General features: G+C 67.0%; 13 protein-coding genes. 6 read left to right on the top strand and 7 right to left on the bottom strand.

The window, feature by feature from the left end; translation table 11 throughout:
- Window positions 1-243: 243 nt before the first annotated feature.
- Window positions 244-1,602: an NAD(P)/FAD-dependent oxidoreductase gene (locus ACPTTC_RS32430; RefSeq protein WP_423395445.1), complete on the bottom strand. Its 1,359-nt coding sequence runs from the start codon at window positions 1,600-1,602 to the stop codon at window positions 244-246.
- Between the two features lie 100 nt (window positions 1,603-1,702).
- Between ACPTTC_RS32430 and ACPTTC_RS32425 the strand changes: the two genes are divergently transcribed.
- A complete protein-coding gene (locus ACPTTC_RS32425) occupies window positions 1,703-2,656 on the top strand; it encodes a LysR family transcriptional regulator (RefSeq protein WP_175956836.1) in 954 nt (317 codons plus the stop codon).
- Window positions 2,657-2,689: 33 nt separating this feature from the next.
- On the opposite strand, the gene ACPTTC_RS32420 is transcribed toward ACPTTC_RS32425, so the two are convergent.
- Window positions 2,690-2,890 (bottom strand): hypothetical protein, encoded by a 201-nt coding sequence (locus ACPTTC_RS32420; RefSeq protein WP_423395444.1) that lies wholly within the window; start codon window positions 2,888-2,890, stop codon window positions 2,690-2,692.
- A 194-nt stretch (window positions 2,891-3,084) separates the two neighbouring features.
- Between ACPTTC_RS32420 and ACPTTC_RS32415 the strand changes: the two genes are divergently transcribed.
- The 4 genes from ACPTTC_RS32415 to ACPTTC_RS32400 all read left to right on the top strand — a co-directional run bounded on the left by ACPTTC_RS32415 (window position 3,085) and on the right by ACPTTC_RS32400 (window position 6,364).
- Window positions 3,085-4,002: a helix-turn-helix domain-containing protein gene (locus ACPTTC_RS32415; RefSeq protein WP_423395443.1), complete on the top strand. Its 918-nt coding sequence runs from the start codon at window positions 3,085-3,087 to the stop codon at window positions 4,000-4,002.
- Between the two features lie 286 nt (window positions 4,003-4,288).
- A complete protein-coding gene (locus ACPTTC_RS32410) occupies window positions 4,289-4,534 on the top strand; it encodes a type II toxin-antitoxin system RelE/ParE family toxin (protein ID WP_423395442.1) in 246 nt (81 codons plus the stop codon).
- A gap of 2 nt (window positions 4,535-4,536) precedes the next feature.
- Window positions 4,537-4,899, top strand: coding sequence for an addiction module antidote protein (locus ACPTTC_RS32405; RefSeq protein WP_423395441.1), 363 nt, complete (start codon window positions 4,537-4,539; stop codon window positions 4,897-4,899).
- A gap of 577 nt (window positions 4,900-5,476) precedes the next feature.
- Window positions 5,477-6,364 carry an NAD(P)H-binding protein gene (locus tag ACPTTC_RS32400; protein WP_423395440.1) on the top strand — a complete coding sequence of 296 codons (888 nt, stop codon included), beginning with the start codon at window positions 5,477-5,479 and terminating at the stop codon, window positions 6,362-6,364.
- Window positions 6,365-6,389: 25 nt separating this feature from the next.
- Here the strand turns inward: ACPTTC_RS32400 and ACPTTC_RS32395 are convergent, their stop codons facing one another.
- Window positions 6,390-7,592 carry a benzoate/H(+) symporter BenE family transporter gene (locus tag ACPTTC_RS32395; protein WP_423395439.1) on the bottom strand — a complete coding sequence of 401 codons (1,203 nt, stop codon included), beginning with the start codon at window positions 7,590-7,592 and terminating at the stop codon, window positions 6,390-6,392.
- A 182-nt stretch (window positions 7,593-7,774) separates the two neighbouring features.
- On the bottom strand, window positions 7,775-8,800 hold the full coding sequence (locus ACPTTC_RS32390; RefSeq protein ID WP_423395753.1) for a fatty acid desaturase: 1,026 nt from the start codon (window positions 8,798-8,800) through the stop codon (window positions 7,775-7,777).
- A 301-nt stretch (window positions 8,801-9,101) separates the two neighbouring features.
- On the opposite strand from ACPTTC_RS32390, the gene ACPTTC_RS32385 reads away from it, so the two are divergent.
- Window positions 9,102-9,929, top strand: a complete 828-nt coding sequence (locus ACPTTC_RS32385; protein ID WP_423395438.1) for a phosphate/phosphite/phosphonate ABC transporter substrate-binding protein — start codon at window positions 9,102-9,104, stop codon at window positions 9,927-9,929.
- 125 nt (window positions 9,930-10,054) lie between these two features.
- Here ACPTTC_RS32385 and dbpA read toward each other — a convergent pair whose 3' ends face one another.
- From dbpA to mqo, 3 genes are all read right to left on the bottom strand, one after another.
- On the bottom strand, window positions 10,055-11,452 hold the full coding sequence (gene dbpA / locus ACPTTC_RS32380; RefSeq protein ID WP_060358332.1) for an ATP-dependent RNA helicase DbpA: 1,398 nt from the start codon (window positions 11,450-11,452) through the stop codon (window positions 10,055-10,057).
- On the bottom strand, window positions 11,449-11,646 hold the full coding sequence (locus tag ACPTTC_RS32375; protein WP_059237929.1) for a hypothetical protein: 198 nt from the start codon (window positions 11,644-11,646) through the stop codon (window positions 11,449-11,451). Before ACPTTC_RS32375 ends, dbpA begins: the two co-directional genes overlap by 4 nt.
- A gap of 370 nt (window positions 11,647-12,016) precedes the next feature.
- A complete protein-coding gene (gene mqo, locus ACPTTC_RS32370; RefSeq protein ID WP_423395437.1) occupies window positions 12,017-13,678 on the bottom strand; it encodes a malate dehydrogenase (quinone) in 1,662 nt (553 codons plus the stop codon).
- Between the last annotated feature and the right edge of the window lie 241 nt (window positions 13,679-13,919).

Here is a 13,919-nt window from a genome sequence, read left to right as displayed (position 1 = left end):
ATTAATATTTATACCCGACCCATACGGTTTGGTTAATGAATGGGGTGGCGAGCCAATGTGGGCGCGGGATGCGTGTCGCACCGCATATTCCGCGCGAAGCGCATCGTATCGACGGCCTTCGATGTGATGCACCCGATTCGCGTATGCGGTGAATGCACCGCACAGGTGCGCATGAAAAAACGGCATATCGAGCGATGCACGCCCGATATGCCGCCTTGCGACACCGCGTGTGAACGGGTGCGATCAGTGCAGCTTGATCGACGGCTGGTTGCGGCTTTGCAGCCAGTGGCTCAGCGACTGGAACAGCGCGCGCTTCACGCCGACCACGCTGAACAGGTGCTTGCGATACAGGAACTTGTACAGCCCGATCGCGGCAAGCCCGTCGACGATCAGCGAGCGCGAACGCACGCTGATGTCGGCCTGGTACACGGCGCCCGCATGCCCGAGCGACACGACGGTGCCCGCATCGCGGAACGTGAAGCCGGCCACCGGCTTGCCGGCGACCCGCCGCGCGAATGCGTTGACCAGGTACACGGCCTGCTGATGGGCGACCTGCGCGCGCGGCGGCAGGAAGCCGTTTGCGCCCGCCGTCGGGCATGCGGCGCAGTCGCCGAACGCATACACGTGCGGGTCGTCCGGCGTTTGCAGCGTATCGGTCACGATCACCTGGTTCGAACGATTGAGCGCGATGTCGCCGATCTGCTGCAGGAACGCGGGGCCTGCCACGCCGGCCGCCCAGATGGTGATGTCGCTCGCGAGCCGTTCGCCGGTCGAGGTCGTCACGGCATTCGCGCCGACTTCCGCCACGCGTGTATCGGTCAGCACGTCGACGTTCAGCGCGCGAAGCTGCGCGTGCATCTTGCCGGACAGCCGCTCGTCGAGCGCCGGCAGGATGCGCGGGCCGCCTTCGATCAGCCGGATGTGCACGTCGCGCGCGGACACCAGCGCCTTGAAGCGGTACGTCGTCAGTTGCTGGATCGCATGCCGCAAGGCCGCTGCCAGCTCGACGCCCGTCGCGCCCGCACCGATCACGTTGATGCAGATCGGCGCCGCGCGCCGCGCGGGCTGCTGCTCGGCCAGGTGATTCGCCTTCGTGCAGGCCGCGAGGAACTTCCGGCGGAAATCCTCGGCCTGGTCGAGGTTTTCGAGCGGCAGCGCGTGGCGCGCCGCACCCGGCACGTTGAAGAAGTTCGTCACGCTGCCGACGGCGAGCACGAGATCGTCATAGCCGAGCTCGCGCTGCGGCAGGATTTCCGTGCCGTCCGCGTCCTGCACGGCCGCGATCGTCGCGGTGCGGGCCGCGCGGTCGACCCGCTGCAACGCACCCTGCACGAAGCGGAAACCGTGACGCTTCGCTTGCGCCGCGTATTCGATCGTGTGCGATGCCGGGTCGCGGTGGCCCGACGCGGCTTCGTGCAGCAGCGGCTTCCAGAAGTGCGTCGGATAGCGGTCGACGAGCACGACTTCGGCTTGCCCGCGGCGTCCGACGGTATCGCCGAGACGCGTGGCGAGGTGCAGGCCGCCGGCGCCGCCGCCGACGATCACGATGCGCGGCAGGCGCGGTGCGCGGCCAGTTGCAAGGTTGGGCGTGGTGTTGTCCATGTTGGGCTCCCGCTGAATGACGATTCGGATGACATTGCTCAAGAACCGACGATATAGTTTCGAACCTACGCGAACAATTTAATGTTTATAAGCGACCCATATGTATTCACTTATAGGAAAGACCGCGACGTTCCGGCAGTTGAAGGCGCTGGACATGATTGCGCGGCTCGGCAGCGTGTCGCGGGCGGCCGAGGAGCTGAACCTGACGCAGCCGGCCGTGTCGCTGCAGGTTCGCCTGCTCGAGGAGGCGGTGGGCGCCGCGTTGCTGCAGCGGGTGGGGCGCGGCGTGCAGCTGACCGCGGCCGGCGAGATCGTGTCGCGCTATGCGCGTGAGATCCTGCATCTATGGAGCGAGGCCGGCGACGAAGTGGCCGCGCTGACGGGCGATCTCGGCGGCACGCTGCGGATCGGCGCGATCACGACGGCCGAGTACCTGATTCCGCCGCTGCTCGTGAAATTCACCGCGACGCGTCCGCATGTGAAAACCTATTTCAAGGTTGGAAATCGCGACGACATCATCCGCATGCTCGCGACGCATGAAATCGATCTCGCGGTGATGGGCAGCGCGCCGAAGGAACTGCGCACGCATGCGGTCGAATTCGCGAAGCATCCGATGGTGTTCGTCGCGGCGCCCGGGCACCCGCTGATGCAGCGCAAGCGTGTCGCGCTGAAGGATCTCGAATCCGCGCACCTGCTCGTGCGCGAACGCGGCGCGGGTACGCGCTCGACCGTCGAGAGCCTGTTCAAGAACGCCGGTTACCGGTTCCATGTGGGCTCCGAACTGTCGAGCAACGAGGCCATCAAGCAGATGGCCGAAGCGGGGCTCGGCGTTGCGTTCCTGTCGCTGCACGCGTGTGCACTCGAACTGCGCACCGGGCTGCTCGGGCAACTGCCGTTTCCCGGCAACCCGATCGAGCGCGAATGGTATGTGGTCACGCTCGCCGACCGGCGCATTTCGCAGGTCACGGGGCTGTTCCGCGATTTCCTGATCAAGCAGGGCGCACCGGTGATCGACGGCGCGATGGTGGCGCTGCACGAGCGGCGGCGCAAGTAGGCGGACGATGCCGGCCGGGTGGCCACGCGCAGGTCAGACGAGCCCGAAGTCGTCGTTGCTGTCGGGGATCGACGCGAGCAGCCGTTCGAGCCGGTACCAGCCGACGATGCGCAGGCACCAGGCGGCGAGCGTCGCGCGGACGTCGCGGGAGCGGGAGCCGGATGACGAGCGCGGGGCGGCGGCAGGCGAGTGCGCGGTGAACGCTGCGCGTTGTGCAAGGCACTGATGGGGCATGACGGTCTCCGTAGGTGTCGGATGGGGCCATCGTAAGCGGCGCGGCGCCCGCCGGCGCGCACGCAAGGATGGCCATGAGCAGGAACGGATGATCTTTTCCTGCTCGGCCCGGGCGCGCCGCCGGCGGGCCGGGCAGGCGGCCCGAAAACGCGTCACAATGCGCGTTCGACATCCCCATCCACTGGAGGAAGGCCATGAGCGATGCGATTCTCGCGGCGCCGACGGACAACGGCGTCCCGGTCAGCCTGCGCTCGAGCCGCGGGCTCGGCTGGCAGGGCTTCGGCGCGTCGCTGCTGCAAATCCGCGCGGGCACCTATCGGATTCCGGCGGCCGAGCATCACCGGATCGGCGTGCATATCGGGTCGCCCGTTCGCGCGGATTGCGTGTGCGACGGCGAGCGCGTGTCGCGCATCCAGGCGCATGGCGACGTCGACGTGATTCCGGCTGGCCTGCCCGGCCAATGGACCGACAGCGCCGACTGCCGGATCCTCCATATCGCGCTCAGCGACACGTTCGTGCGGCGGACCGTTGAACAGCTCGAGCTGAAGCCGTCGCGGGGGCAGATCCGCCGCCGGCTGCAGGTGCGCGACCCGCGCCTGCAGCACATCGCGTGGGCGATGGCCGCCGAACTCGAAGCGGAGGACGCGTCGGATCCGCTCTATGCGGAAAGCCTGTGCACGGCGCTCGTCGCGCGGCTGGTCGACGGCCAGCCGGCGTTCCGCGAGCGCCGCCGCGCGCTCGCGCCGAAAGCGGCCGCGCGCGTGATCGACTATGTCGAAGCGAACCTCGACCGGCGCATGACGCTCGCCGAACTCGCGGCGCTCGCGTCGATCAGCGTGCCGCATTTCAAGGTGCTGTTCCGCGAAACGCTCGGGATGCCGGTGCACCAGTACGTCGTGAGGCGGCGGGTCGAGCGCGCGAAGGCGTTGCTGCTCGAAGGGCGGCTCAGTATCAGCCAGATCGCGCTCGAAGCGGGATTCGCGCATCAGAGCCACATGGCGAACTGGATGAATCGCGTGCTGGGCGCGACGCCGACGGAGATTGCGCGATCGGGGGCGCGTGGGGGGCTGCGGCTGGCTTACGGTGGTGAGGGTAGTAGGGGCGACGTGTGAGTGTCGATTCACTTGCCGGGATCGAGCTTTGGTGCTCGATCTGCTGAGCGGTTGATATTCGTCTGGAGTAGCAAATCGAAGAGATCAACGTCGCGGGCACGGAATCTTGTGCCCGTCGGATGCGGCCGGCTTGCCGTCGACGCTGAAATCTGTGGCGGCCTTCGTCGATCACGCAAGCGCCGTGCAGCGGTCGTGTGCACCGATCTCCAGCGCGTGCAACGGCATGCTCCAGGACCAACCATGTTGGACGCAACGAGCGTGAGACTGAGAAAACTCGGCAGCCAAGTTGTCCCCTGTCGGTTGCGCGGCGATCAACTTGCGCATCGAGCGGGCGAAGCTCGGCAACCTCGGCCAATGGCGGGCAGTCGGCGACGGCGTCAATGAAATGAAGATCGATGTAGGGCCGGGATATCGAGCCTACTTCGTGCGACGCGGGAAAATCATCGTCGTGGTGTTGTGCGGTGGGGACAAGTCGACCCAGAAGAAGGACATCAGGGTGGCGAAGCAAATCGCCGGCGAACTGGAGGATTGAGTATGAAAATAAGCGAACTGGCCGAATTCGACGGCTCGAAGTACCTGAAGGACGAGGAAACGATTCGTCACTACCTGGCGCAAGCGTTCGAAGATGGGGATCCGCGGCTGATCCAGGCCGCGCTCGGGAATGTTGCGAAGGCACGCGGTATGACGGCGCTGGCGCGCGAATCTGGCGTGAAGCGTGAAGCGCTCTACCGCGCACTGTCGGAAGGTGGAAACGCCGAATTCGCAACGATCATGAAGGTTGTCAGCGCGCTGGGATTGCACCTGACCGTAGCCCCGGCCGCGCCAGCGGCCGAATCGGCGCCGGCTCCAGCACCAACGCGGGCGCGCTCGCGCGCTCGCGCGGCGGCGCACGCATAGCGGTCATTGGCGGCCGGCTGTGCATACCGCACTGTGCCAGCCAATGCGTGCATCCTGCCGGCGTTGCCGGCGGGACGGGAGACCGCACAGAATCTGTGCGAGGCGGGTTAAAGCTCTGGCTCCGACTGATGAAGCCCCATAAGGTAAGGAAACGAGGTATCCGACTGTCGGACGCCAACAATGCAACGCTTCATGACCGGAAGTCCAACGACATGTCGAGCGTGCTGTTGTATCAGCGGGTGAAAATCGTCGAAGATTCGGGGGAAGCTTTTCAGTCCGTCGACTGCGGCAATCGGGATGTCCTGTACGCCGCAACGTCAGGTCGTTCACCCTCAGTTAGAAATCGCCTTACCGTCTCACGTTTCGATGGGCCTGTTGAAGCGTAACGCCCTTGGGCGTGAGCGGCTCGTCTATCGCAGGCGTGTTCGTTCACGGGACCGGCGACGCAGCGGACAACTTGCATAGCAGCCGCCCCCTGATCCGTCATCCTTTTCTGATCGATTCATCCCTCCCTGCGCGCCGTCCCGCTCGCCCGTGCCGACAATCACCCCACCTTCACCTCCCCCAGGAGCGAATCGTGTTCGTGATCTTCGGTGCATCCGGCAACGTCGGCCAGTCGACCGTGACCGCCTTGCGCAAGGCCGGTCATCCCGTGCGCGCGGTGTTGCGCGACCCACGCCATCGTGAACGTTTCACGCAGCTCGGCTGCGACGTCGTGATGGCCGAGCTGACGGACGCGAACGCGATCGCGTCGGCAATCGACGGCGCACAGGCCGTGCAGATACTGTGCCCGGTGCCCGTCGCCGACCCCGATCCGGCCGCGACGATGACGCGGACGATCGATGTCGCGACCGCCGCGCTCGCGGCCAATCCGCCGCCGGTGCTGCTCGCGCTGTCGGACTACGGCGCGGAACGCGACGGCAATACGGGCATCACCCGCCTGTTTCATCACTTCGAGGAGCGGCTGCGGACGATCCCGACGCACGTAACGCTGCTGCGTTCGGCCGAGCATCTGCAGAACTGGACGCGGATCCTGCCGGTCGCGCTCGGCACCGGCGTGCTGCCGAGCTTTCACCATCCGGTCGGCAAGGTGTTCCCGACAGTCTGGGCGCCCGATGTGGGGGTGATCGCGGCGCGGCTGCTGCTCGATGCGCCCGAAGGCGGCAACGGGCCGCGCATCGTCAGTGTCGAAGGGCCGCGAAGGGTAAGCGTGACGGCGATCGCCGATACGCTCGGCGCGGCGGCCGGCCGGGCAATCGTCGCGCATGAACTGCCGCGCGACACCTGGGCCGCGACGCTGCTGCGTGCGGGCCTCAGCGAACGCCACGCGCAGCTGATCGTCGATCTCTACGACGTGCACAACGCCGGGCAGATCGACGTCGAGGCGGGTGTGTCGGAGCGGCTTTACGGCACGACGACGCTGACCGATGCGCTCGCGCAACTGGTGCGCCAGCACGCGCGATAACCGTGGCGGCGACGCGTGTTGCGCATCACGCCTGTCGCCGCACCTTGTTCAGTACCGCATACGAAAGCGACCCGATCACGATCCCCCAGAACGCGGAGCCGAGCCCGAGCCACGTCATGCCCGACGCGGTCGCGAGGAACGTGATCAGCGACGCCTCGCGGTGATTCTCGTCCTCGAAGATTCCGTGCACGTTCGCACCGATCGCGCCGATCAGCGCGAGCCCCGCGAGGATCGCGACGAACGCCTTCGGCAGCGCGAAGAACACCGCGACGATCGTGCCCGCGAAAAGGCCGCCGATCAGGTAGATCGCCCCGTTCGTAAGCCCGGCGATGTAGCGCCGGTGCGGATCTTCGTGCGCGTCCTTGCCGGTGCAGAGTGCGGCCGTGATCGCCGCGACGACGATCGTGATCCCGCCGAAGCACGCGACCACGAGCGACATCACGCTGGTCGCCGTGATGATCGGGCGCGCGGGCGTGTGATAGCCGGACACGCGCAGGATCGTCATGCCCGGCAGGAACTGGCCGGTGAGGCTGACGACGACGAGCGGCAGCGCGAGGCTGAGCGTCGTGCCGAGCGTCCATTCGGGCGCGATGAAGATCGGGTGCGCGATGCTCGCCGACACGTTGCCGAGATGCGTCATCCCGAGCAGCGTCGCCAGCACGGCGCCCGTCAGCAGGACGAGCACGATGCTGTAGCGCGGCAGCGCGCGCTTGAAGATCACGTAGGCCGCGATCATTCCGAACGCGAGCGCGGGCTGCTCCGACGCCGCAGCGAACGCATGCGTGCCGAACGGCAGCAGGATGCCGGCCATCATTCCGCACGCGATGCCGCGCGGAATGTGGCGCACGAGCCGGTCGAAATAGCCGGTTACGCCGATCAGCAGGATGATCAGCGCGGCCGTGATGTATGCGCCGACGGCCTGGTTGAGCGTCAGTTGCGGAAACAGGCCGACGAGCAGCGCGGTGCCCGGCGCCGACCACGCGGTGATGACCGGCACCTTCAGCTTCCAGCTCGCGAACAGGCCCGAGATGCCCGCGCCGATCGAGATCGCCCAGACCCACGACGACACCATCGCGTTCGACGCATGCGCCGCCTGCGCGGCCTGGAAGAAGATCGCGAGCGGGCCCGCATACGAAATCAGGACTGCGAGAAAGCCTGCGGTAATCGCGGAGACGGACCAGTCGTTGCCGATCGCGCGGATTGCGCCGGGCGGGGTGTTCGGTTGCATCGTCGTGGGGGCGTGCGGCGTGCGGCCGGGACAGAGCCGGGGCGAATGATGGTTGGAAGCCCCGGACGAGCCGTCATTCTGGGCATGGCCGACGCAATTGGCAATGCGCGGACGGGAGTGGTGTTGTCGGCGTTTCGTAAGAAAGATGCGGCGGGCGGACGAATCGGCGCCTTCGCCGCCCGTCACGTACTGATCTGCAACACCTTGTCGACCACCGCCACCTTGATCCCGCTCCCCGTCGACAACGACGCCGTGCCCTGATCGAACGGGTGCACGGGCGTATCGGTCGGCGTCCACGCATGGCGCGCGAGCAGCTCGCGATACCCGCCGCGAATCACGAAGCCGCCGCATTTCTGCGCATACGCGTCGCGGCGCATCCGGTATGCGCGCGGCAGGTCATACCACGGCAGCTTCGGCAGGTCGTGATGGACGAGGTGATAGTTGTTGTTCAGGTACAGCAGCCGCATTGCGAAGCCGGCTTCGTTGATCGCGATGCGCGCCTTCGGATGCGGCGCGGCGCGGTGCTCGTACAGCGAGCGGATCATCGCGATCGACAACGCGGGCCATGTGACCGCGAGCAGGTAATACCACCACGGCACGCCGATCGCCCGTTGCAGCCACGCGAGCAGCGCAACCACGCAGGCGATGTGCGTCGCCCACATCGGCAGATAGCGGAAGTCGCCGCGTCGGCACGCGGCGAATGCATCGACGCACATCGCGGCGATGCTCAGCGGCGGCCCGGCGACGAAGCGTCCGATGAACGTCTTGCGGGCGATGGTCAGCACGCGCCGCCAGCGCGGCAACTGCGCCCAGCGTTCGCGTGTGACGTAGTTCGTTTCGGGATCGATGCCCGGCACCGTCAGGTCCTCGTCGCGATGATGGTCGAGATGCGTGTCGCGATACAGCGTGTACGGATACCAGACCGTCAGCGGCGGGTAGCCGAGCAGCTTGTTCACACGCGCGGAGCGCGTCGGATGGCCGTGCAGCAGTTCGTGTTGCAGCGACAGGTGCCACGCGCCGAGCAGGATCAGCGGCGGCGTCGCGGCCGCGAGCGACAGGGTTCCGTCGCGTACGAGCAGCAGCACGGCGAGCCAGCCGCCGTAGATCGCGACGACCAGCAGCCAGGTCGGCCACTCGGTGCGGGCGGTGAAGCGGGTGTCGAGCGCGGCGATCGCACGCGCGTGGTCGACGTCGAAATATTCGGCCATGGCGTTGAGGCGGGATTGAACGGGCAATGCGGGGAACGAGCGGTTGAACCGGTGCGCTCGGCCCGGGTGCGCAGGTGTCTCGCGGATCACGGTCGGCCTGTCCGGGATCACGCGCGGTGGCGAAGCGCGGGCAGGCATCACGACGGTACCGGGATCGCGCCGCGCGGCCAACCAATCGATTCGCATTTGCTTATCGTCGCGCGGCCGATAAGCTTCGGGCGCACCGCGCCCCGTTCGGCCCCCGTTTTGCCGGGATCGAACCGGATTCCGCTGCGCGAGCGGCGATGCGTAGAATGCCCGCATGAGCCCATGGATCGCCGCCCTGCCGATGTACAACGTGACGCCGCGCCACGACGCGCTGTGGCGCGCGCTGCTGCGCGATGCACTCGATGCGTTCGCGAACGCGGGCGGCGGGGCCGCCGAAGTGGCGCCTCCCGATGAACCCTTCGACGACCTGCATGCGCTTTGGCGGCGCGACGATCTGCTGCTGTCGCAGACCTGCGGCTATCCGTACCGGATGCTGGGCTTGCGCGATGTCGTGCGACTGATCGCGACCCCCGTGTTCGATGCGTACGGCTGCCACGGCGCGCACTACAGTAGCGTGCTGGCCGTGTCGGCGCGCGCGCATGCGGGCGGCGCGACGACGCTCGCCGCATGCCGGGGGCTGCGGGCCGCCTTCAACGGCCGAGATTCGCACAGCGGGATGAACGCGCTCCGGCATGCGGTCGCGCCGCATGCGCGCGACGGACGATTCTTCGGATCGGTGGCCGCGCTCGGCTCGCATCTGAACGTGCTGCGTGCGCTGGCTTCGGCGGAGGCCGATTGCGCGGCGATCGACTGCGTGACGTTCGCGTACGTGCGCGACGCGCTGCCCGGATTGCTGGCGGACATCCGGATCATCGGGATGACGGCATCCGCACCGGGGTTGCCGTTCATCGCATCGCGGGCGCTGGCGGACACACAGGCCGCCGCATTGCGGGATGCGCTCGACCGCGCGGTGTCGGCCGATGCGGAACGGGCGCGCGTGCTGCGGCTGAAGGGATTCGAACGATTGTCGCCAGCCGATTACGATGCGATTGCACTGTTCGAGCAGCAGGCGGCCGCGTACGGTTATCCCGCGCTGGCCTGAGTGCGGCGCGCAGCGCGCCCGCGCCGACGCCGGACACGTTCTTCAGATCGCCATCGGTTTTCAGCGTGTCGAACGCATGGTCGACGGGCGAGCGCGCCGCGTGGGTGTCACGGCGCGCGCCGGCATCACTCTTCGTCCATCAACCGGACCTTGACCCGCTTGCCCTTGATCTTCCCTGCATTGAGCTTGCGCAGCGCGTCGCGCGCCACGCCACGCTCGATGGCGACATAGGTCGAGAACTCGGTCACATTGATCTTGCCGATCTGCTTGCCGTCGAACCCGGCGTCGCCGGTCAGCGCGCCGAGCACGTCGCCCGGGCGGATCTTGTCCTTGCGCCCGCCGAGGATCTGCAGCGTTTCCATCGGCGGCGTCAGCACGCCGTCGTCGGCCGGCTTCAGTTCCGCGAGCGGATGCCATTCGACGTCGCGCTTCTGCGCCTGCTCGATCGCACCCACGCGGCCCATCTCGTCCATGCTCGCGAGGCTCAGCGCCCAGCCGTCCTGATCGGCGCGGCCCGTGCGGCCGATGCGGTGCACGTGCACTTCGGGGTCGGGCGTCACGTCGACGTTGATCACCGCTTCGAGCTGCGCGATGTCGAGCCCGCGCGCGGCGACGTCGGTTGCCACCAGCACCGAGCAGCTGCGGTTCGCGAACTGGATCAGCACCTGGTCGCGTTCGCGCTGGTCGAGCTCGCCGTGCAGCGCGAGCGCGTGGAAGCCCTGCGCGTGCAGCACGTCGAGCAGGTCGCGGCACTGCTGCTTCGTGTTGCAGAACGCGATCGTGCTCACCGGCCGGTAGTGGTTCAGCAACTGGCCCACCGCATGCAGCCGCTCGTTTTCCGTCACTTCATAGAAGCGCTGGCGGATCTTGCTGTTGTCGTGACGCTCCTCGAGCTTCACTTCCTTCGGGTTGCGCAGGAACTGCTGGCTCAGCTTCGCGATGCCGTCCGGATAGGTCGCGGAGAACAGCAGCGTCTGGCGCGTGGTCGGGCACATCCGTGCGACCTTCGCGATGTCGTCGAAGAAGCCCATGTCGAGCATCCGGTCGGCTTCGTCGAGCACCAGCGTGTTCAGCGCGTCGAGCTTCAGGTTGCCGCGATCGAGGTGATCCATGATGCGGCCCGGCGTGCCGACGACGATATGCGCGCCGTGCTCGAGGCTTTGCGCCTGCGGGCGCATCGGCGTGCCGCCGCACAGCGTCAGCACCTTCACGTTCTCTTCGGCGCGCGCGAGGCGGCGCACTTCCTGCGCGACCTGGTCGGCGAGTTCGCGCGTCGGGCACAGGATCATCGCCTGCACGTCGAAGCGGCGCGCATCGAGGCGCGCCAGCAGCGCGAGCGAGAACGCGGCGGTCTTGCCGCTGCCCGTCTTCGCCTGCGCGATCAGGTCCTGGCCGGCCAGCGCGACCGGCAGGCTCGCGGCCTGGATCGGCGTCATGTCGACATAGCCGAGCTGCGCGAGGTTGGCGAGCGTGGCGGGCGTCAACGGCAGTGCGCTGAACGGCGTGGCGGTCGGCTGGGTCATTCGAGGTCTCCGAGGTAAGGCTTGCCTTCCATCTGTTCGTAGACGACGGTGCCGTCGTCGCCCTCGAAGCGTTCGAGATAGTTGCGCGCGCCGCACAGCGGGCAGCGGAACAGCAGCCCCTGGCCTTCGTCCTTGATGACGACGTCGGACTGTTCCCACTGCGTGCCGCAGCTCTGGTTTCGGCAGGTAAACAAGGTCTTTCTCCAGCAGAATTCGGTTGAGGTGGCGCCTGGGCGGGCGCGGCAACGACGGGCGGCGCTCGCGCGGTTCGGGCGCGGGCCGCATCGGGCGTCGCTTGGATTGCGTCGATGCGGATGATGGATCGGGCGGCGACGGGGTCGCGCGTGCCGCAATTCTAGCGGAAGCGGGCAGGCGAATGCGGACGATCGGCTGCGGGGGGCCGGTTGCGGGCGACCGGCTGCGGGCGCTGCGTGCAAGGACAGCGCGCATTCAGCGCGCGTTGTTTCCGGAAAACAGGCCCCGATCGCCGCCCCAATGAAAAACGGCCGCCCCGAAGGGCGGCCGTGTCATGCGGCGCAACGGTGTCGCGCGGCGACTGGCGCGTTACAGCGCCATGTCGGCCGACGCCTTCGCCGGGCGGGCCGGCGTGGTGCCGGTGGCCTGCGACGGGACGTTGACGTCGATCTTCGGCGGCGGCGAGAGCTGCAGCACGTCGCTGGTGTACGTCCATTCCTCGACGACCTTCGCCGGGCTGTCGTTCAGCTTCGTGCCGTAGCTCGGCACGATCTGGCGGATCTTCTGCTGCCACTCGGGCGTCGCGACCTTGTCCTTGAACACCTTCTTCATCAGGTTCAGCATGATCGGCGCGGCCGTCGACGCGCCCGGCGATGCGCCGAGCAGGCCCGCGATGCTGCCGTCCTGCGACGCGACGATCTCGGTGCCGAGCTTCAGCACGCCGCCCTTCACCGGGTCGCGCTTGATGATCTGCACGCGCTGGCCGGCCTGCCACAGGCGCCAGTCTTCCTTCTTCGCGTTCGGGAAGTATTCCTTCAGCGCGTTGAAGCGGTCGTCGTCGGACAGCATCAGCTGGCCGGCGAGGTACTGGACCAGCGGGAATTCGTCCACCCCCACGCGCATCATCGGTGCGACGTTGTGCGTGTTGGTGCTCTTGAGCAGGTCGAAGTACGAACCGTTCTTCAGGAACTTGGTCGAGAACGTCGCGAACGGCCCGAACAGGATGATCTTCTTGCCGTCGATGATCCGCGTGTCGAGGTGCGGCACCGACATCGGCGGCGAGCCGACCGACGCCTTGCCGTATGCCTTCGCGAGGTGTTGCTTCACGACGTCGGGGTTGTCCGTCACGAGGAACGAGCCGCCGACCGGGAACGCGCCGTAGTCCTTCGCCTCGGGGATGCCCGACGCCTGCAGCAGGTGCAGCGCGCCGCCGCCCGCGCCGATGAACACGAACTTCGCGTCGACCGATTGCGCCGGTTCATCCGAGTGCAGCTTGACCCACGTCACATGCCACGTGCCGTCGGCATTGCGCTTGATCTCGCGCACTTCGCTCGACAGCGACAGCGTGAAGTTCGGTTGCGTCTTCAGGTAGCCGACGAACTGGCGCGTGATCTCGCCGAAGTTCACGTCGGTGCCGATCGGCGTCCACGTTGCCGCGACCTTCTGGTTGCGGTCGCGGCCTTCCATCATCAGCGGCACCCACTGCTTGATCTGGTCGTAGTCTTCCGAATACTGCATCCCGCGGAACAGCGGGCTGGCCTGCAGCGCTTCGTAGCGCTTCTTCAGGAAGCGGACGTTGTCGTCACCCCACACGAAGCTCATGTGCGGCGTCGAGTTGATGAACGAGTGCGGGTTCTTCAGCACGCCCTGCTTGACCTGCCACGCCCAGAACTGGCGCGAGATCTGGAACGACTCGTTGATCTCGACGGCCTTCGAGATGTCGATCTTGCCGTCCGCCTTTTCCGGCGTGTAGTTGAGTTCGGCGAGCGCCGAGTGGCCGGTGCCGGCGTTGTTCCAGCCGTTCGAGCTTTCCAGCGCGACGCCGTCGAGGCGCTCGACCATCGTCATCGACCAGTCAGGTTGAAGCTCGTGCAGCCAGACGCCGAGCGTCGAGCTCATGATGCCGCCGCCCACCAGCAGGACGTCGACCTTCTTCGTATCGGCGGCATGCGCGGACGACGCGGCGACGCACAGCGCGAGCGCCGACAGTATTACCCGTAACGTTTTGATCACAGCAGATCCCTTTTTCAACTTGGATGCATCGGTTTGCCAAGCCGCCCGGCGCGTGTGTCGATCGCGGCGAATCGCGTATCCGGAGATCCGGATCGCGAATCCGGAATTCCGGATCGACGCGGCGCGCCGTTGCATTTGCGCACGCGAAGCCGTCGGAAGGACACCTTCGGATCGGCTTCCTGCGGGCAGGCAAGCGCCTGCGTCACAGTGGCGCACGACGCGCCCGGGCCCTTGCGGCAAGCCTGGGCGGAAGGCGCTT

Origin of the sequence: Burkholderia mycopellens (assembly GCF_964265025.1) — a bacterium.
Classification (GTDB): domain Bacteria; phylum Pseudomonadota; class Gammaproteobacteria; order Burkholderiales; family Burkholderiaceae; genus Burkholderia.
Note: the sequence above shows the minus strand (reverse complement) of the source record. Positions and strands in the feature narration are given on the sequence as shown.